This window comes from Streptococcus azizii (genome assembly GCF_001984715.1).
Classification (GTDB): domain Bacteria; phylum Bacillota; class Bacilli; order Lactobacillales; family Streptococcaceae; genus Streptococcus; species Streptococcus azizii.
The window spans coordinates 46,483-67,660 of sequence record NZ_MSPR01000005.1; the positions used below are offsets into that span (position 1 = coordinate 46,483).

Genomic DNA, 21,178 nt, shown 5'->3' on the forward strand with positions numbered 1-21,178 from the left:
TCACTCCTAGATTAGATTCTTGTATTTTTTCCAATTTTGCAACATATCGACCTGCTCGATAACCCCTAATAGTAAGCTGGAGATGATAAAGACATTGCTGATGAGCAAGGCCAGGCTGACATTTTCTGATGTCCCTTTTTGCCAGACAATAATCAGCAGAGGCACTCCTCCCATTAGAATAACAAAACACGCCCCGAATTGTGCCAAAATATTGATTTTCTTTTGGATGTATTTTCTGGTCGCCTCACCTGGGCGAATTTTCTCGATGTAGTCTCCATTCCTACGCATACTCTTAGCAATCTCATAGGCATCATAATTATAGTAAGAAAAACCAATGGCTAAGATGTAGAGTAGAATGATGTAGAAGAAAACACCTGGTAGTCTTGAGATCCCAATATTCGTTGCCCAAAAAAGCAGCGTCGGATTTTCTGGAAAAAGAACCAGGAGACCACTGATCAGATAAGGAGGAAGCATCATCAGGGTCATCCCATACATAAATGGCATAGCTCCTGCTGGGGTGACACGAATCGGTAGATAACTTCCCTTGTTGTAGGCATTGTTTACCCCGATTCGCTTGATGGGAATGCGGTATTCTGCTCGGTAAAAAATGACGGTCACTAGCACTAAGACAAACCAACATAGGGCGAAGAGAACCACGTTCAACCATCTATTATCCGTGAAGCCAGTTGCTAGATACCTACCGATATTTTCAACAAAGGAGAGAATCATATTGACCAAAATAATAATGGTCATCCCTCCTAGTCCTTTGCGGCTATTGACCGACCCTAGCCAAGTCAAGACAAAGGAGCCTGTGATTAAGAGAAAGATTGTAATAGCTCTTGCCCAAGCAAGGCCTGCTTCTCCAAATTCTTGAAAGAGGGTGAATGTTGCTGCGCTAGTCAGACCAAAGGCCTGAATGGCTCCTACTCCCATCGTTAGTAGCATCCGATACCGGTGCAACTGAGCCGTCGTGATATTTTTTAAGATTCCAAATACGGTAAAGAATCGCCAGATAATCATAGAGGTCATCCAGGGACTCAATCCTAGTGTAAAAATGGTGATGTTACTAAAGTTGGCTCCTGTGACAGAAGCTAGTTGATTGATGAGCTGATTGCTGGTAACCTCCTGTAAGGCTGCTGGATTACCGGCTAGCGTCGTGATGGGCAGCATTCTCCCAAACATATAAATCAAAGCAATCGCCATGGTCCAAACCATTTTCGGAAGGATGAGTGCGCGTTGCCACTTTTTTTTGATTTCTATCAACATCTGTTATTTCTGACTCCCTTCATATCCTACGCTTTCTATTATAACATGAAACTAGCCATTCTTTAAAGAATGGCTAGTTCTCTTTTATCATTCTTCATCAGTTGCTTTTTTCTTTTTCTTCTTGGCAAAGAGTCCTCCTAAGAAGAGACCTGCTCCAAGAATGCCTGCTGACGAACTGCTTTCCCCTGTGTGTGGTAGGGAACGAGTATCACGCCTACTCATTGACTCAGAAGTGGACTCGGATATTGACTCACTCACTGATTCGGAGATAGATTCTGATACGGATTCGCTGACCGATTCTGAGATAGACTCTGATACGGATTCGCTCACTGACTCGGAGATAGATTCTGAGACGGATTCAGACACAGATTCGCTCACTGACTCGGAAATGGATTCTGAGACGGATTCACTCACTGATTCTGAGATAGATTCAGAAACTGACTCGCTAACCGATTCAGAAATAGATTCTGATACGGACTCGCTAACCGACTCAGAGATGGATTCGGAGACGGATTCACTCACGGATTCACTGATGGATTCAGACACTGATTCGCTAATTGACTCTGAAATAGATTCTGAGACTGACTCACTCACGGATTCACTGATGGATTCAGACACCGATTCACTTACTGACTCGGAGATGGATTCCGATACAGATTCACTCACGGATTCTGAGATTGACTCTGATACTGATTCACTTACTGACTCGGAGATAGATTCAGACACTGATTCGCTCACTGATTCACTGATGGATTCTGATACGGATTCGCTGACCGATTCTGAAATGGATTCTGAGACGGATTCACTTACTGACTCGGAGATAGATTCTGATACGGACTCGCTTATTGATTCAGAGATGGATTCAGACACAGATTCACTTACTGACTCGGAGGTAGATTCAGAAACTGATTCACTCACGGATTCTGAGATTGACTCTGATACGGATTCGCTGACCGATTCTGAAATGGATTCTGAGACGGATTCACTTACTGATTCTGAGATGGATTCAGATACTGATTCGCTGACAGACTCTGAGATGGATTCAGATACTGATTCGCTGACTGATTCTGAAATAGATTCTGACACAGATTCACTTACTGACTCTGAGATAGATTCTGATACCGACTCACTTACCGACTCTGAGATTGATTCAGATACTGATTCACTCACGGACTCGGAGATGGATTCTGACACTGATTCGCTGACCGACTCTGAGATAGATTCAGACACGGATTCACTCACGGACTCAGAGATAGACTCAGACACTGATTCGCTCACTGACTCGGAGATGGATTCTGATACCGACTCACTTACCGATTCGGAGATAGATTCAGACACCGATTCGCTCACTGATTCAGAGATGGATTCTGATACCGACTCACTTACTGACTCGGAAATCGATTCGGAGACAGATTCGCTCACTGACTCACTGATGGACTCTGATACTGACTCACTCACTGATTCTGAGATGGATTCAGATACGGATTCGCTGACTGATTCTGAGATGGATTCAGATACTGATTCGCTCACTGACTCGGAGATAGATTCTGATACCGACTCACTTACCGATTCGGAGATAGATTCAGAAACTGATTCGCTCACTGATTCAGAGATGGATTCTGATACCGACTCACTTACCGATTCGGAGATAGATTCAGAAACTGACTCGCTCACTGATTCTGAGATAGATTCTGATACGGATTCACTCACGGACTCAGAGATAGACTCTGATACAGATTCACTTACGGATTCTGAGATAGATTCTGATACTGACTCGCTTATTGATTCAGAGATGGATTCAGACACAGATTCACTTACTGACTCTGAGATAGATTCAGAAACTGATTCACTCACGGATTCTGAGATAGACTCTGATACAGATTCGCTAACCGATTCTGAGATGGATTCAGACACAGATTCACTTACCGATTCTGAAATAGATTCAGAAACCGATTCACTTACTGACTCAGAAATGGATTCCGATACTGATTCAGAGATGGATTCAGAAACTGATTCACTCACTGATTCAGAAATGGATTCGGAGACGGACTCACTCACTGACTCGGAGATTGACTCTGATACGGATTCGCTCACGGACTCACTTACCGACTCAGAGATGGACTCTGATACAGACTCGCTGACAGACTCTGAAATAGATTCTGATACTGATTCGCTCACGGACTCGGAGATGGATTCAGACACAGATTCACTTACGGATTCTGAGACGGACTCACTTACAGATTCTGAGATGGATTCCGATACTGACTCACTTACCGACTCAGAGATGGATTCGGAGACGGACTCACTTACAGATTCTGAGATAGATTCAGACACCGATTCACTCACTGACTCGGAGATAGATTCAGACACTGACTCGCTTATTGATTCAGAGATGGATTCAGACACAGATTCACTTACGGACTCAGAGATAGATTCTGATACTGATTCACTCACTGATTCTGAGATTGATTCTGATACTGATTCACTCACTGATTCAGAGATAGATTCTGATACTGACTCACTTACTGATTCACTGATGGACTCAGATACAGACTCGCTAACCGATTCTGATACTGATTCACTTACTGATTCTGAGATTGATTCAGATACTGACTCACTTACCGACTCGGAAATAGATTCAGACACCGATTCGCTGACGGACTCAGAAATAGATTCAGATACTGACTCGCTAACTGATTCAGAGATGGATTCAGACACCGATTCGCTGACGGACTCAGAAATAGATTCTGATACTGACTCGCTAACTGATTCAGAGATGGATTCAGACACCGATTCACTCACTGACTCAGAGATAGACTCTGATACTGATTCACTCACTGATTCGGAGATAGATTCTGATACTGACTCGCTAACTGACTCAGAGATGGATTCTGATACCGACTCGCTCAATGATTCTGAGATAGATTCAGACACAGATTCGCTCACGGACTCTGAAATAGATTCTGATACAGATTCGCTCACGGACTCTGAGATAGATTCTGATACAGATTCGCTGACCGATTCAGAGATAGACTCAGACACAGATTCGCTCACGGACTCTGAGATGGATTCTGAGACTGACTCACTTACGGACTCAGAGATGGACTCTGATACTGACTCGCTGACGGACTCTGAAATAGATTCTGATACAGATTCGCTCACTGATTCAGAAATGGATTCGGAGACGGATTCGCTGACGGACTCTGAAATAGATTCTGAGACTGACTCGCTGACCGATTCAGAGATTGACTCTGATACAGATTCACTTACGGATTCAGAAATGGATTCCGATACCGATTCACTTACGGATTCAGAAATAGATTCGGAGACGGATTCACTTACCGATTCAGAGATAGACTCTGACACAGATTCACTTACGGATTCAGAAATAGATTCCGATACTGACTCACTTACGGACTCGGAGATAGATTCAGACACGGACTCACTTACCGACTCGGAGATGGATTCTGAGACGGATTCACTCACGGACTCTGAAATAGATTCTGATACAGATTCACTTACGGACTCAGAGATAGATTCTGATACTGACTCGCTTACTGACTCGGAGATGGATTCTGAGACGGATTCACTCACGGACTCGGAGATAGATTCAGAAACGGACTCGCTTACTGACTCGGAGATGGATTCTGAGACGGATTCGGAGATAGATTCTGATACGGATTCACTTACGGACTCGCTGATTGACTCTGAGACGGATTCGCTCACTGACTCGGAGATGGATTCGCTCACTGACTCGGAGATGGACTCTGATACAGATTCGCTGACGGACTCGGAGATGGACTCTGATACAGATTCACTTACCGACTCGGAGATAGATTCAGAAACGGACTCACTTACTGATTCAGAGATGGATTCAGAAACGGACTCGCTCACTGACTCGGAGATGGACTCTGAGACGGATTCACTTACTGACTCTGAAATGGATTCAGACACAGACTCACTTACGGACTCAGAAATAGACTCTGATACTGACTCGCTAACCGACTCAGAGATGGATTCGGAGACTGATTCACTCACTGATTCTGAAACAGATTCAGAGATGGACTCACTTACCGATTCAGAAACAGATTCAGAAACGGACTCACTCACTGACTCTGAAATAGATTCTGATACAGATTCGCTGACTGACTCGGAGATAGATTCACTTACTGATTCAGAAATGGATTCCGATACAGACTCGCTGACCGACTCAGAGATAGATTCGGAGACGGATTCGCTTACTGACTCGGAGATAGATTCTGACACTGACTCGCTGACCGATTCTGAGATAGACTCTGATACCGATTCACTCACTGACTCAGAAATAGATTCAGAGATGGACTCACTTACGGATTCTGATATAGATTCCGATACTGATTCACTTACCGACTCGGACACAGATTCGCTTACTGACTCGGAGATAGATTCGGATACAGACTCACTTACTGATTCGGAGATGGATTCTGACACGGATTCACTGACTGATTCTGAAATAGATTCAGACACGGATTCACTGACTGATTCTGAAATAGATTCTGAGACGGACTCACTTACCGACTCGGAGATTGATTCAGAGACGGATTCACTGACTGATTCACTGATGGACTCTGAGACTGATTCACTTACGGACTCTGAAATAGATTCTGATACTGATTCGCTCACTGACTCGGAGATAGATTCAGACACAGACTCGCTGACGGACTCGGAAATTGACTCTGACACTGACTCGCTGACGGACTCGGAAATTGACTCGGACACAGATTCACTCACTGACTCTGAAATGGACTCTGAGACTGACTCGCTAACTGACTCAGAGATAGATTCAGACACGGACTCGCTTACCGATTCTGATACGGATTCGCTGACTGATTCTGAGATAGATTCTGATACGGACTCACTCACGGACTCTGAAATAGATTCTGATACTGATTCACTGACTGACTCGGAGATAGATTCAGACACAGACTCACTTACTGACTCGGAGATAGATTCACTTACCGACTCGGAGATAGATTCCGATACCGATTCACTTACGGATTCAGAGATAGACTCACTCACTGACTCGGAGATTGACTCGGACACAGATTCACTCACTGACTCTGAAATGGACTCTGATACCGATTCGCTGACCGATTCTGAAATAGATTCAGAGATGGACTCGCTCACTGACTCTGAGATAGACTCTGAGACTGACTCGCTCACTGACTCAGAGATAGATTCAGACACGGACTCGCTAACTGACTCGGAGATAGATTCTGATACTGATTCACTGATGGACTCTGAGACTGACTCGCTTACTGACTCAGAAATAGACTCTGATACCGATTCGCTGACCGACTCAGAAATAGATTCTGATACGGACTCACTTACCGACTCGGAGATAGATTCAGAGACGGATTCGCTTACTGATTCACTGATGGACTCTGAGACTGATTCACTTACGGACTCTGAAATAGATTCTGACACAGATTCACTTACGGACTCTGAAATAGATTCTGACACAGATTCACTTACGGACTCTGAAATAGATTCTGATACTGATTCGCTAACTGACTCGGAGATAGATTCAGACACAGACTCGCTGACGGACTCGGAAATTGACTCTGACACAGACTCGCTCACGGATTCTGAGATAGATTCAGAGACTGACTCGCTAACTGACTCGGAGATAGATTCGCTCACTGACTCGGAGATTGACTCAGACACGGACTCGCTAACCGACTCAGAGATGGATTCACTCACTGATTCTGATACAGATTCAGAGATGGACTCACTCACGGACTCAGAGATAGACTCTGATACAGATTCGCTAACTGACTCTGAAATAGATTCTGATACTGACTCACTCACTGACTCGGAGATAGATTCAGAAACTGATTCACTTACCGATTCAGAGATAGACTCTGATACAGATTCACTTACCGATTCAGAAATAGATTCGGAGACGGATTCACTTACCGATTCAGAGATAGATTCAGACACGGACTCGCTAACTGACTCGGAGATGGATTCGGAGACGGATTCACTCACGGACTCGGAGATAGATTCAGACACAGATTCGCTAATTGACTCAGAGATGGATTCACTGATGGACTCTGAGACGGACTCACTCACTGATTCAGAAATAGATTCTGAGACGGACTCAGAGATTGACTCTGAAACGGACTCGCTGACCGACTCGGAGATGGACTCAGACACTGACTCACTCACGGACTCGGAGATAGATTCTGATACTGATTCGCTGACGGACTCTGAGATAGACTCTGATACAGATTCACTTACCGACTCGGAGATAGATTCCGATACTGACTCACTCACGGACTCTGAGATAGATTCAGACACTGACTCACTTACCGACTCGGAGATGGATTCTGATACTGATTCACTCACGGACTCGGAGATAGATTCAGACACTGACTCGCTAACGGACTCGGAGATGGACTCTGAAACGGATTCACTTACTGATTCAGATACTGACTCGCTAACCGACTCAGAGATGGATTCGGAGACGGATTCGCTGACTGACTCTGAAATAGATTCAGAAACTGACTCACTTACAGATTCTGAGATAGATTCAGACACTGATTCACTTACCGACTCGGAGATGGACTCAGACACTGATTCACTTACTGACTCTGAGATGGACTCTGATACAGATTCGCTGACTGACTCTGAGATGGATTCGGATACAGACTCACTTACCGATTCTGAAATGGATTCAGATACAGACTCGCTGACGGATTCTGAAATAGATTCAGAGACGGATTCACTCACTGATTCAGAAATGGATTCGGAGACGGATTCACTTACTGATTCTGAGATTGATTCAGAAACTGACTCACTCAATGACTCAGAGATAGATTCTGAGACGGATTCACTTACGGACTCAGAGATTGACTCAGACACTGACTCGCTAACGGATTCTGAGATTGATTCAGAAACTGACTCACTCACTGATTCAGAGATAGATTCTGAGACGGATTCACTTACGGACTCAGAAATAGATTCTGAGACTGACTCGCTTACCGATTCTGAGACGGATTCACTTACCGATTCTGAGATAGATTCAGAAACTGACTCGCTCACTGACTCAGAGATGGATTCTGATACAGATTCACTTACTGATTCTGAGATAGATTCTGAGACTGACTCACTCACGGATTCAGAGATAGACTCTGAAACAGATTCACTTACGGACTCAGAGATAGATTCTGATACTGACTCACTCACGGATTCGGAGATGGATTCCGATACAGATTCGCTGACTGACTCGGAGACTGACTCGCTGACCGATTCTGAGATAGATTCAGACACTGATTCGCTCACTGACTCGGAGATGGATTCCGATACAGATTCACTTACTGATTCTGAGATAGATTCTGATACTGACTCACTCACTGATTCAGAGATAGACTCTGAAACAGATTCACTTACGGACTCAGAAATAGATTCTGATACTGACTCGCTAACGGATTCTGAGATAGATTCAGAAACTGACTCGCTTACGGACTCAGAGATAGATTCTGATACTGACTCGCTCACTGACTCGGAGATGGACTCTGATACCGATTCGCTGACAGATTCTGAGATAGATTCAGATACTGACTCGCTCACTGACTCAGAAATCGATTCTGACACTGACTCACTCACTGACTCTGAAACGGATTCGGAGACAGATTCACTCACTGACTCGGAGATAGATTCAGAGACTGACTCAGAAATCGATTCGGATACTGACTCGCTCACTGACTCAGAAATAGATTCTGACACTGACTCACTCACTGACTCTGAAACGGATTCGGAGACAGATTCACTCACTGACTCGGAGATAGATTCAGAGACTGACTCAGAAATCGATTCGGATACTGACTCGCTCACTGACTCAGAAATAGATTCTGACACTGACTCACTCACTGACTCTGAAACGGATTCGGAGACAGATTCACTCACTGACTCGGAGATAGATTCAGACACAGATTCACTTACGGATTCTGATACTGATTCGCTCACTGACTCAGAAATGGATTCGGATACCGACTCGCTCACTGACTCAGAAATGGATTCGGATACCGACTCGCTTACTGACTCAGAAATAGATTCGGATACTGATTCACTGACTGACTCTGAAATGGACTCTGATACTGATTCACTTACTGATTCAGAAATCGATTCAGATACCGACTCGCTGACCGATTCTGAGATAGATTCTGACACAGATTCGCTTACTGACTCAGAGATAGATTCAGAGACTGACTCGCTCACTGACTCAGAAATGGATTCTGACACTGACTCACTCACTGACTCAGAAACGGATTCGCTTACGGATTCTGAGATAGATTCTGACACAGATTCACTTACGGATTCGGAGATTGACTCTGATACGGATTCGCTTACTGACTCTGAAATGGACTCTGAGACAGATTCACTTACGGACTCAGAGATAGACTCTGACACTGATTCACTCACGGACTCGGAGATAGACTCAGAGACGGATTCACTCACGGATTCTGAGATAGATTCTGATACCGATTCACTCACGGACTCAGAAATGGATTCGGAGACGGATTCACTTACTGATTCTGAGATTGACTCAGAAACTGATTCGCTTACTGATTCTGAGATGGACTCTGATACCGACTCGCTTACTGATTCTGAAATGGATTCGGAGACGGATTCACTTACGGACTCTGAAATGGATTCCGATACGGACTCACTAACCGATTCTGAGATGGATTCGGAGACGGATTCGCTGACGGACTCAGAAATGGATTCGGATACCGACTCGCTTACTGACTCAGAGATAGATTCAGAGACTGACTCGCTCACTGACTCAGAAATCGATTCTGACACAGATTCACTTACTGATTCTGAGATAGATTCAGAAACGGATTCACTTACTGATTCCGAGATAGATTCAGAGACTGACTCGCTCACTGACTCAGAAATAGATTCTGACACTGACTCACTTACGGACTCAGAAATAGATTCAGATACGGATTCGCTTACCGACTCAGAGATAGATTCAGACACTGATTCGGAGACTGATTCACTTACGGACTCAGAAATGGATTCTGACACAGATTCGCTGACTGACTCAGAGATAGACTCTGATACTGATTCGCTTACGGACTCAGAAATGGATTCTGATACGGACTCACTCACTGACTCGGAGATAGATTCTGACACAGATTCACTTACTGACTCGGAGATGGACTCTGACACAGACTCGCTCACTGATTCACTGATGGATTCCGAGACCGATTCACTCACGGATTCTGAAACAGACTCTGATACTGATTCGCTTACTGACTCTGAGATAGATTCTGACACAGATTCGCTTACTGACTCAGAAATCGATTCGGATACTGATTCACTTACTGACTCAGAAATCGATTCGGAGACGGACTCGCTTACTGACTCAGAAACGGATTCTGATACAGATTCACTTACGGATTCCGAGATAGATTCTGACACAGATTCGCTTACGGATTCTGAAATAGATTCGGATACTGACTCGCTTACGGATTCTGAGATAGACTCTGATACCGATTCGCTTACGGATTCTGAAATAGATTCGGATACTGACTCGCTGATGGATTCTGAGATAGACTCTGATACCGATTCGCTTACGGATTCTGAGATGGACTCTGATACTGACTCGCTTACGGATTCTGAGATGGACTCTGATACTGACTCGCTTACGGATTCTGAGATAGACTCTGATACTGACTCGCTCACTGATTCGGAGACAGATTCGCTTACGGACTCAGAAATGGATTCGGATACTGACTCGCTAACCGACTCAGAAATCGATTCAGATACAGATTCGCTGACTGATTCTGAGATTGACTCTGACACAGATTCGCTTACTGACTCGGAGATAGACTCTGATACTGATTCACTCACTGACTCGGAGATTGACTCGGAGACGGATTCACTGACTGACTCAGAAACCGATGTAGAAATAGATTCACTTACCGATTCTGAGATGGATTCTGATACCGATGTAGAAACTGACTCGCTGACGGACTCAGAGAGGGAGGTGCTGACTGATTGCGATTGGGACTTAGAAGCCGATTCGCTAACAGACTGAGACTTAGAAGTCGACTCACTCAAGGATTGAGACTTGGAAACCGATTGGGATTTAGAAGTCGACTCACTCAAACTCAAGGATTGAGACTTGGAAACCGATTGGGATTTAGAAGTCGACTCGCTCAAACTCAAAGACTGAGACTTGGAAACCGATTGAGATTTAGACGTTGATTCGCTCAAACTCAAAGACTGAGACTTGGAAACCGATTGAGATTTAGAAGTCGACTCACTCAAACTCAAAGACTGAGACTTGGAAACCGATTGAGATTTAGAAGTCGACTCGCTCAAACTCAAAGACTGAGACTTGGAAACCGATTGAGATTTAGACGTTGATTCGCTCAAACTCAAAGACTGGGACTTGGAAACCGATTGAGATTTAGAAGTCGACTCACTCAAACTCAAAGACTGAGACTTGGAAACCGATTGAGATTTAGACGTTGACTCGCTCAAACTCAAAGATTGGGACTTAGAAGTCGACTCGCTCAAACTCAAAGATTGGGACTTAGAAGTCGACTCGCTCAAACTGATGGATTGAGATTTAGACGTTGACTCGCTCAAGCTCAAAGATTGGGACTGAGATCGAGACTCAGAATTACTGAGTGAGTCAATCACATTTTTATTAACACCCTGAACGTAGTAACCACTGACTGCTGTACCATTACCATTTGATACAATGTACCTACTGCCTGACGGACGGTGTCCCTGTGTCCGTCTACCATCTTCCACACTATATCTAGTTGGATAACTTTGATTAGAGGCTGTATTAGCAAATAGTCGCAAGCGGATATTTGCCAATTCGCTTAGCGAGCCAGTATAAGATGTCGTAAAGGAAATTCGATGTCTTCCTAGAGATTGTGTACCAGTTGTATAATACTGTGTACCAGCAACTCCATCTACTGTCGAAGACGATACTGCAGAAGTCCTTCCACCATTTATCGTTATATTTGTAGGGGTCCCCAATCCTCCAGAGGTTCCAATATAGGCTCCTATGTAACCTGGGTTATAGTTCTTTTGAGTCGTCGCAACCCCGTTTCTTAGAAAGCTATTGTCATAGTCAGCTGTCCATGTAATCGTTTTGGTTACCGTATCATAGACACCACGTAGATTAGTGATTAGCTGCGAAACATTCTTATTCTGAAAATATCCCCAAGAAGAAGCACCATTTGATAGGTCTTTAAATTCTAAGATAATTTTGGTGCCATTGACTGTCGCACGGAACTTAGAGCCATCAAGCAGTTGATTATAGCCACTAGACCGTGGCATGATAGAGGTCAAGCGAACGTGAGTTGCCCCATCACTCGCCGTCACTACTTGGTAGGTCAAGCCGTTTTGTGCTGTAACATAGCCTCCAGCTGCTACCCCTGAAATATTTAGTTTTTCAGAAATCCGCTTCTGAATACCAGTCTCCGTAGCAGCAATGACGCTTTGCATTAAGTTGACTTGTTCCAAGGAAGGATCAGAACTATTAACAACCCCTTGCGCCTGAAGCAAGAGGGCGTAGGCAGCTGTCAGGTCCGTTATTTGTAAACTCTCAGCAGCATCTAAGGTTCGTTTTAAATTGCTAATGGCGGTTGTCAAATTTGAAACAGCTGCTTCTTTTTCAGCTGCAGTGACTGTTGCGCTTGATTTCTCTTCTGCCTTCTCCTCTTTTTCCTCAGCTTTTGGAGCATCTGCTAGGACTGAATCACGCGCCGCTTCACTAGCTGACTGCGACTCACTCAGTGAACTAGAATAGGATTCAGAAAGTGATTCACTCGCTGAGAAGGATTCGCTGGTCGATTCCGAAAACGATTCGCTAACCGACTCAGAAACAGACTCACTGACAAGCACTGATGTCGATTCACTCAGTGATTGTGACTCACTCGTTGAAAGAGAGAGGGAATCTTTTATAGATTGCTGTTCTGCTTCTTCTGCCACTGCCTGATCTCGGGCTGTCTCGTCTACTGATGCTGACGGACTAGTCAAGCTGACTTCATCTGTCTCCGCAAGAGTTGAAGTGGTCGTCTCAGTTGCAATGACTGCTTCTTCTGCATACACCTCATCTGTCAGACCCACACCGCCTGCTATGGCACCGAGAGCTGCAGCCCCTTTTAAAATAGTTGTTGCAGAAATAGCACCAGAAGACAAATCATCTATCTTGACCGACTGCTCTGTTGAAGCACCACGTATTAAACGAATCAGACCGATTTGAGACATCACTGTTCGTACCCAGTGTTTCCCAGACTTGTGCATTTTGACACGCGTCTTTCGGAATGATTCGCTGTAACCATTTTTATTGAATTTATTACTCATTCAAATTTCCTTTACTGACTATTTTGACACAAAATATGCTTCTATCATTATAGCACCCCCCCCGGAATTTCAAGTACTTTGCTCTACTTTTTCTATAAATTTCATGTATTTTCTGAATACAGATAATCTATTCTCAAAACCTTGCATTCTGAACGGTATATGAAATCCCTTAAAAGCAGCACTTTCTCCCATTTTCAGAAAATGCTTCTTCTGTAACCATCAACATAGTGTCCATCCTTTTTGAATATAAAAAATAAAAATAGATGCTCAATACTGAACATCTGCCTTGTCTAAAACACCTTATACTCACATAGTGTGGTCTTTTAGCCTAATACTCAATAAAAATTAAAATGGTCAAGAGCCTCGATAAATTGAACACGGGCTACGAGCTGCACAAAAAAGATAGGCAGCTGTTTTGGCTTTAGCCGATTACAGCTGAGAATCCCTTTGGGATATAGAAATAGTCAGGGAAGTGACTATTTCTACCTGAGCCTAGAAACTCAGAAGCGAAGATAAATACTCCTATTTACTGTCTTTAATGAATAGGCTGAAAACCTCCACTGGAGCTTTTCACTCATCAAATTTTCTATTTCCTAGCTCAGACTTCTGTGGTCACTTTCTGATTTCTAGGTGACCGTTGAAACAGTTCCCCGAACTGTTTCAATCCTATTTTCACTTAGACCTTTTAACGTCCTCACATCTTACTCCACTTTTCTAAAATCGTCAATTTCTGTAAAACCTTTTGATACTCCTGCATCTTGCCAGCTTTTAAAAAGCTATCTCGGTGCAACTGTAACCGCCAGCGATAAGCCCGTAACTCGGTTGTAATATCCAGCCCCAAAAGAGATAGCATGGTGACACGCTCCTCAATACTCTTCAAAGGATAGACGGCTGCTGCATCGACCGTCTTGGTCACGCTGGTCGCACGTTTTCGATGATAATACAGTCCTATATTTGAATAGACGATCTGGTCTGCCATCAGATACACCTTCCAAGTCGTCAAATCGTCCTCCACTTTCTCATCTTCTGGATACACGATGTTCTCAAAGAGGCTGGCCTTATAGAGCTTACACCAGGGGACTGTGAAGCACTGGCTAAAGGCAAACTTCCCTTCATACTGCAGGGCAAACCAATCTTTTGGATGGTAGATTTCCTGAAAATAATCATCCGCTGTCACATGAAAGCGAAAGGCCTGACGGTCCTCATCGAACTCAGTAAAGTTTGCAATCGCAATATCGCTATCCGTCTCTTTGAGTGACTGATACAAGAACTCAATATGATGGAGTTCTAGCCAGTCGTCATTATCCACAAACAAGACATAATCACCAGTAATAAAGGGAAGGGCTGTATTTCTAGCAGCACCGACACCACTCCCACCTAGCTTCTTGTGAATGACACGCACGCGGTCGTCCATCTTTCGATAGGCTTCACATAGACTGGCCGACTCATCTGTGGAGCCATCATTGATTAAGAGGATTTCCAACTGTTGATAGGTTTGTCGCACAATGCTATCCAGACAGGTTTTCAAATAAGGGCCTGCATTGAAAACCGGGACAATTACAGTAACTTTTTCCACCCTACTTCTCCTTTTGATAATGATCAATTAAGTCGAGTTTTGCAGTCAACTCCTGGTAGAGGTGAATCTGACCTGCTCTCAAGCTGTCTGCCTGACATTTCCTCAAACGCTTGACATAAGAGTCCAGATGTTCCTCTACATTGTAACCTAGCGCCACTAGAAGGGCAATCCTCTCCTCAGCATTGCTAATCATGCTACGGATGTCGTCTAGCATCCCATTGCGTGATAGGCCTTCACTACGCTGGGAATAATAGTAGGCTCCCTGATTGATAAAGGCAATTTTCCTTGCCTTTAGATACAACTTATAGATAGTGGCATCGTCTTCTCTCAGCCGTCCAACTGGAAAGACGATTCCTTCAAAAAGCTCGCGCTTAAATAATTTCAAAGGGGAGAAGGTAAAGGTCAAATAGAGGTTATTTTTTGCTGTATTTTCTTGATTTAACCATTCTTCAACCGTATAGGTCTGTTCAAAATACATTTCTTGAGTAATGGAAAATAGAAAACTTTGCCGCTCCTCATTGAAAGAGTTGAAATTACAAATCGAAATATCTGCCTCATTCTTGATGAGGGCTGTATGTAAATTCTCTAAATAATCCGCCTCCACAAAGTCATCGGAATCAACAAAAGTAATGTAGCGACCTTGAGCCAGTTCGATTCCTCGATTTCGTGCTGCTGAAGGACCTGCGTTTTCTTGATGAACCACACGGATTCGTTTATCCTTACGGGCATATTCTTCACAGATGAGGGCACTGCTATCTGTTGAGCCATCATTTATTAGCAGTAGTTCAAAATCTGTATAGGTTTGTTTCAGTAGCGAATCCAGACAGCGCTTGATATAAGGCTCTACATTATACACAGGCACAATAATGCTAATCATCTCAGACTCCATCGTCACTTGCTCCCCTTCTTTTATCACATCCACTCCTACCCTTGCAACAACTTGCTGCTCGTAGTCTTGATCTTGGGCAAACTCTATATCCTCATCCCAGTTAAATTCAGCCGTATGCTTATGCTCTAATTTCACTTTATGCGTGGCTTTCATCTGGTACCACTCATATTCTGAGTCAATATGCCCCAGGTCAATCGCTTGATAACCGCGCTTCATCAAATCATAGGCCAATACTTTAGCAGTCGGTCCCAGCATCAGAATGACCAGTTTCCCTGCTGCATGCTCCAAAATCTGCTCCATGATTCCATCATAGTGGGCAAAGGCATTTTTTGAAGGACAGACGATGCGGGCCACTGAAGCTGCATTTGCAAACAGATCATTTCCCACACCGGATCTAGAGGTCTCCCCTTCTACTAGCAAGAGGTCACGTCCCTGCCACAAATTGCGAATCGCTTCAAAATAGATGGCTGAGAGCGACTTGTCTTCCAAATCAATATAAGGACGGGATAAGAAGGTAGAGCCATACCAATCAGACTGGCATTCTTCTCGGTAAAAATCCCCGTACCTCTCAAAATGGGATGCCCAGAAAGATTGGGCATTCTGATTGTAGCGCTCAATCTTTTGGAAAACATCCGGTAGACAGACCAGCATGTCCTCGCTGCTCGGTAGTTGCAAAATCGCTTTTAAGGCTACCGCCAAGTCCTCATCATAATCTTGATAAGGGATACTCGAGCCATTGATAATATCAATTTCTCCATCACCAAAGCGCGCCACCGAAGCACGGTGCTGCTTGATAAAGCGCAAACTCTCTAAAATCGACAGAACCTGAATCTCTGATAATTCTCTTTTCTTACTCACACAACACCTCAAACACTGCATTCACTAATAATTTTCGGGTAAAATATCCCTGACGAAGCAGGGGATTAAAGGAACGAACCTGAGCAACCAGCTGCTGGTACTCCGTCTCACTCATGGCTTGGATAATGTCGACCACCTCTTCCAGGGAATCGACCACAAAGCCCAGCCTATTTTTTTCAATCATCTCTTGATTAGCAATCCCCCTTTGAACAAAGACAGGAATCCCTGCCGTCAAAAAGGTGCCTAGCTTATGGGGGCAATACAGCTGCTGATAACCCTTATCGTGGTCATCCATCCATACCAAGCCAAAGCCACCTTTGGATAGTTCCAGAAGCAACTGATCATCTGGCATATAAGAACGATAGACCACCTGTTCTGGTAGATCCCCAGCCTTTCGCGCATACAGGTATAAAGGCACCTCTTGATTCCATTCCTTGACAAAGCTGAAGCGCTCTGGATCCCCCGGGAAATGAAGGGTTCTGACAAACTCCGCAGGAAAGGAAGTGATACTCGTCGGATGATCCCACATGCCTTGGATCACTGTCTTTTCAACCGTCAGACCATACTCCCGTAACCGATCGACCATGGCTTGGCTCGGCGCAATAATCAAATCGGCTTGATTGTAGTAAGAAATCGTCCGCTCCATCAGGTAAAAATTTCCTGCAAACATCAGGGGAACCACATCGTGAATAAAGATGATGATTTTGATGTTATACATTTTCAATTTTTCCATGACTTTTTCATCAAAAGCGGTTGTATTCCAAGTCGGCGTTTGGAAAATCACAACATCCCCCTGATGAAGGCCTGCCACAATCCCATCCAGCCGCTTGCTAAGTTCGCTCGGACTATCTGCCGCCATCTGATAACAGTAGATTCCCAATTCACGATAGCCCAGGGAATGGGCAATATCTGTCACCATATTTTGCGCCATTGCTGCGGTGCCGGCTAATCCGTTGATATTTGTAATATAAACTCTCATATCATTTTCCGTATTTTTCTAGTAGCTTGAAGCGATACTCCAACTCCTTGTAGCGTGCCATATTGCCTGCTCTGAGTTCACTATCCCGATTTAACTGCGCCCTCCATTTATAGGCGGCAATTTCCCTAGATAGATCAAAGCCAAGCAGGCTCAACACTTCCAAGCGCTCCGCTATGGGTTCAACCGAAAAGACAGTTGAGGAGTCTGCAGTTTGAGTCATACTTCCTTCATTGACACGATAAAGGTAGCTGGCGCGGTGCATGTAGGCAATCTTATCTGCCATCAGATAGGTTTTCCAGGTCGTCCAGTCATCATCTGTATGCTTATCAGTAGGGTACAAAACATGTTCAAACAGCGCTGTTTTATACAGCTTACACCAAGGAATCGTGAAGCAGAGACTCAGATTTTGTCCATGCCCATACTGGAAGGTAAACCACTCCTGCGGTGTATAGACCGCTTCATAATAATCCTCGTCTGTGATATGAAGCTCGTAGCGGCCAGTCGCATCGTAGTAGCGCGTAAAGTTGGTCACTGCCACATCGCTTCCCGTGCGCATCATCAAGTCGTACAAGTCAGAGATATGGTTTGGGTCAATCCAATCGTCACTATCGACAAAAACAAGATAGTCTCCCGTCACCATTTCAAGTGCCGTATTTCGAGCAGCCCCAATCCCTTCATTTTGCTTTTTATGCAGCACCCGAATCCGATGATCTTGCCTGCGCAACTGCTCGATCAGCAAGGCCGTCCCATCTATTGAACCATCGTTTATAATGATGATTTCCAAGTGAGAGTAGGTCTGCTTTAGGATACTCTCCACACACATCTTCAAATACCGTTCCCCATTATAGACAGGAACCACCACGCTAATTTTTTCCATCTGTTTTCCTTATTTCTCTACTATGTTATACTCAATAAAAATCAAACGTTGACGACGTATCCTTTTGATTTTTAAAGAGTATTAGTCCCGAAAGTTCCACTCTATCTATCCTACAAGGTGGAATCTCTCTGCATGAACTAGCTACATTATACTGCTAAATCCGACCACTTGCAATATCTGAGTAGTTCGTATCTCGTCCCTGTTTGCTAGGCTAACCCCTCCTTTAGGGCAGTCAGTAGCAGACTCACACAATCGTTCAGCCTGTCATGTTCTACAATCACCTGCTGTATAGACTTGTAGCCTACTCTGCCAGCTGGAGGCGAGTCCTGACTTCCTACCACCTAGTTAAAGATGCTATCGACAATCCTTTCTAAATCATTTCGCTCATCCCGCTTTTTCATCCCTTCTTTAACGGCTACTACATGGTCTGTGATAATCCCATCAACATCAGACCCAACAAAGGTTTCAATCGATTTGGCTGTATTCACCGTCCACACGACTACTTTTTTCCCTTTTGATTTTAGAAGTTCTACCTTGTCTGGTGTCGCCTCACGCTCCTCCATGATAAGGTAGTCTCCCAACAGCTGATCAATCTGTCCGACCGCAAAATAATAGAGGTAACCCGACTGAATCTCTGGGTAGGTGGTCTCAATGTATTCGATCAGCTGATAGTCAAGCGATAGGAGGACAGCTTCCTTTTCAATCTTCCTTGCCTTGATGAGGGCAACCATATCATCCACCATCTTCGTATCTGCCGTCTTTCCCTTTAATTCTATAAAGAGACCTATCTTACCTTTGGCCGCCTCGACCACTTCTTCAATCGTCGGTACTGGCTGACTTGCCTTACTTGGTTCAAAATGATTGGTAACCGATAGGGTCTTGACCTCCGCCAAGGTCATTTCTGCAGCTGTTCTCGGATCACCCGCAACCCTTTGAAAATTTCCATCATGATTTAGGACGTAAAAACCATCTTTCGTACGCTGAATGTCAATCTCTGTCCAGGAAACCCCTTCCTTGGCTGCTTCCTCGATACCTTCTATCGTATTTTCCGCCCCCAAATCACCGCCTCCACGGTGCGCAATAATCGCAATCTTCTGTCCCCCTTGGCTAAACATATCCTCGAAAAAGTAGGTGAAAAAGACTGACGATAGGACATTAAAGGCGAGGAGGAGGAGGCCGGCAAGGGCGAGGGTCACCTTACTACGCCACTTGATTGTATGACGCACGTGATCTTCCCAAGCACTGGCTTTTACCGCTAGGCTCAATTCAATCGGATATCCCTCTTTTTTGTTGTAGCGATAAAAAAGAGTTGTCGCATTCAAGACAATAAGCGGCGGTAAGAGAAATGTCGCAAAAGCGACGACCTGTCCTAGAGATAGGAGGATGAAAAAGAGTGAGAAGCGAAGTTCCTGATGATGCTCCGCTAATCGAACAAGAGCAAAGAGCAGCAGGCCAAAGAGGATAGCAGCTGGTATATAGATGGGCGTAAACCATTTGAGTAAGCCGACAATGAAGTCTTTTAAGATCTGCCAACCATATTTTTTGGTCAAGCGAGCAGATTGCTTCACGGCATCAAAGGTCCTACTGCCTCCTATTAACATGTAGTGAAATACAAACATGCAGCGGTAACTGATATAGGTCAAAAGGAGCAAGACAGCACTATAAAGACCTAAGTAAAGAGGGGTATTATAGATGACCGACGTGATAAAGTTCGGAATCTGGAAACCTTTCATCGGCGACACTGTGATACCGATTCCGATTAGGGGAAAAATCAAGGAAATGTAGACCATCACGAGTAGGCCAGCAGGGCTTAGAAACTGCTTGAGCGATTTGATACCGACCCCGATCATATGGCGGGCGGTCATTTCAATTTTCCCTTCATAAATCAAGGCACTCATCACAATGAAGCTATTGATGTCTAGCCCTATTAACAGCACCATTACCACCAAGGTTAGCAGTAAGACCCCCGACTCCATTGACGCTCAGCAAGAAAGAGACAAAGTCTCCGCTTGAAAAGACCGTTCTGCCTGATTGGGCTAGTAGGGAATGCAGGGCAAGCCGATAGATAGGGAAAACAAACAGTGCCAAAAGACCTTTTGTTAGTAGTTGGTATTTGATAAATAGCCAGATTGTTCTCCCTTTGTAGGCCAGAGAACTGGAGGCTTTCATGGTTGACATATAAATCATACTCCTTCGCATAGTGTGTGTCTGATACTCTTTGATACTCATACTCGTCAACTATCGAACTCCGATTAGGAAAGACGACGAGTGAAAAGCTCCAGTGGAAGTTTTCAACCTATTCCCACCTCCCATCTCTGGCTTCGGTCGTCCGTATGTTGAGAAGTGAGT

General features: G+C 44.3%; 10 protein-coding genes and 1 pseudogene. 2 read left to right on the top strand and 9 right to left on the bottom strand.

Annotated elements, in window-relative coordinates:
• Positions 1-6: 6 nt before the first annotated feature.
• On the bottom strand, positions 7-1,266 hold the full coding sequence (secY2, locus tag BVE84_RS03785) for an accessory Sec system protein translocase subunit SecY2 (RefSeq protein WP_076995759.1): 1,260 nt from the start codon (positions 1,264-1,266) through the stop codon (positions 7-9).
• Positions 1,267-1,353: 87 nt separating this feature from the next.
• Positions 1,354-1,488, bottom strand: coding sequence for an LPXTG cell wall anchor domain-containing protein (locus tag BVE84_RS11095; protein WP_244157394.1), 135 nt, complete (start codon positions 1,486-1,488; stop codon positions 1,354-1,356).
• Between BVE84_RS11095 and BVE84_RS11220 the strand changes: the two genes are divergently transcribed.
• Together BVE84_RS11220 and BVE84_RS11300 are read left to right on the top strand one after the other, a co-directional pair.
• Positions 1,427-11,359 carry a hypothetical protein gene (locus tag BVE84_RS11220; RefSeq protein WP_279625865.1) on the top strand — a complete coding sequence of 3,311 codons (9,933 nt, stop codon included), beginning with the start codon at positions 1,427-1,429 and terminating at the stop codon, positions 11,357-11,359. The two genes, BVE84_RS11095 and BVE84_RS11220, sit on opposite strands and share 62 nt — an antisense overlap.
• A gap of 1,995 nt (positions 11,360-13,354) precedes the next feature.
• Complete coding sequence (locus BVE84_RS11300; protein WP_256765653.1) at positions 13,355-13,549, top strand: hypothetical protein; 195 nt, start codon at positions 13,355-13,357, stop codon at positions 13,547-13,549.
• Here BVE84_RS11300 and BVE84_RS11225 read toward each other — a convergent pair.
• The 7 genes and pseudogenes from BVE84_RS11225 to BVE84_RS11100 all read right to left on the bottom strand — a co-directional run.
• Positions 13,474-13,650: pseudogene (locus BVE84_RS11225) on the bottom strand (KxYKxGKxW signal peptide domain-containing protein); the annotation flags it as partial. The gene BVE84_RS11300 and the pseudogene BVE84_RS11225 overlap by 76 nt on opposite strands.
• Positions 13,651-14,344: 694 nt before the next feature.
• A complete protein-coding gene (locus tag BVE84_RS03795) occupies positions 14,345-15,226 on the bottom strand; it encodes a glycosyltransferase family 2 protein (protein WP_076995760.1) in 882 nt (293 codons plus the stop codon).
• A gap of 1 nt (position 15,227) precedes the next feature.
• Positions 15,228-16,973, bottom strand: coding sequence for an SP_1767 family glycosyltransferase (locus BVE84_RS03800; protein WP_244157392.1), 1,746 nt, complete (start codon positions 16,971-16,973; stop codon positions 15,228-15,230).
• Positions 16,966-17,952, bottom strand: coding sequence for a sugar transferase (locus BVE84_RS03805; protein ID WP_076995762.1), 987 nt, complete (start codon positions 17,950-17,952; stop codon positions 16,966-16,968). Before BVE84_RS03805 ends, BVE84_RS03800 begins: the two co-directional genes overlap by 8 nt.
• A gap of 1 nt (position 17,953) precedes the next feature.
• The gene (locus BVE84_RS03810; RefSeq protein ID WP_076995763.1) at positions 17,954-18,829 is read right to left on the bottom strand and encodes a glycosyltransferase family 2 protein; all 876 of its coding nucleotides are present in this window, start codon (positions 18,827-18,829) and stop codon (positions 17,954-17,956) included.
• A 341-nt stretch (positions 18,830-19,170) separates the two neighbouring features.
• Positions 19,171-20,769 (bottom strand): glycerophosphodiester phosphodiesterase family protein, encoded by a 1,599-nt coding sequence (locus BVE84_RS03815; protein WP_244157393.1) that lies wholly within the window; start codon positions 20,767-20,769, stop codon positions 19,171-19,173.
• Positions 20,738-21,007, bottom strand: a complete 270-nt coding sequence (locus BVE84_RS11100) for a hypothetical protein (protein ID WP_228062162.1) — start codon at positions 21,005-21,007, stop codon at positions 20,738-20,740. The genes BVE84_RS03815 and BVE84_RS11100 overlap by 32 nt, the downstream gene beginning before the upstream one ends.
• Positions 21,008-21,178 lie beyond the last annotated feature (171 nt).

Excerpts from the sequence above, each read along its gene's own strand:
- BVE84_RS03805 (WP_076995762.1), bottom strand. The coding sequence starts at position 17,952 with ATGAGAGTTTATATTACAAATATCAACGGATTAGCCGGCACCGCAGCA.
- BVE84_RS11095 (WP_244157394.1), bottom strand. The coding sequence starts at position 1,488 with ATGAGTAGGCGTGATACTCGTTCCCTACCACACACAGGGGAAAGCAGT.
- BVE84_RS03810 (WP_076995763.1), bottom strand. The coding sequence starts at position 18,829 with ATGGAAAAAATTAGCGTGGTGGTTCCTGTCTATAATGGGGAACGGTAT.
- BVE84_RS11100 (WP_228062162.1), bottom strand. The coding sequence starts at position 21,007 with ATGTCAACCATGAAAGCCTCCAGTTCTCTGGCCTACAAAGGGAGAACA.
- secY2 (WP_076995759.1), bottom strand. The coding sequence starts at position 1,266 with ATGTTGATAGAAATCAAAAAAAAGTGGCAACGCGCACTCATCCTTCCG.
- BVE84_RS03815 (WP_244157393.1), bottom strand. The coding sequence starts at position 20,769 with ATGGTGCTGTTAATAGGGCTAGACATCAATAGCTTCATTGTGATGAGT.
- BVE84_RS11220 (WP_279625865.1), top strand. The coding sequence starts at position 1,427 with ATGCCTGCTGACGAACTGCTTTCCCCTGTGTGTGGTAGGGAACGAGTA.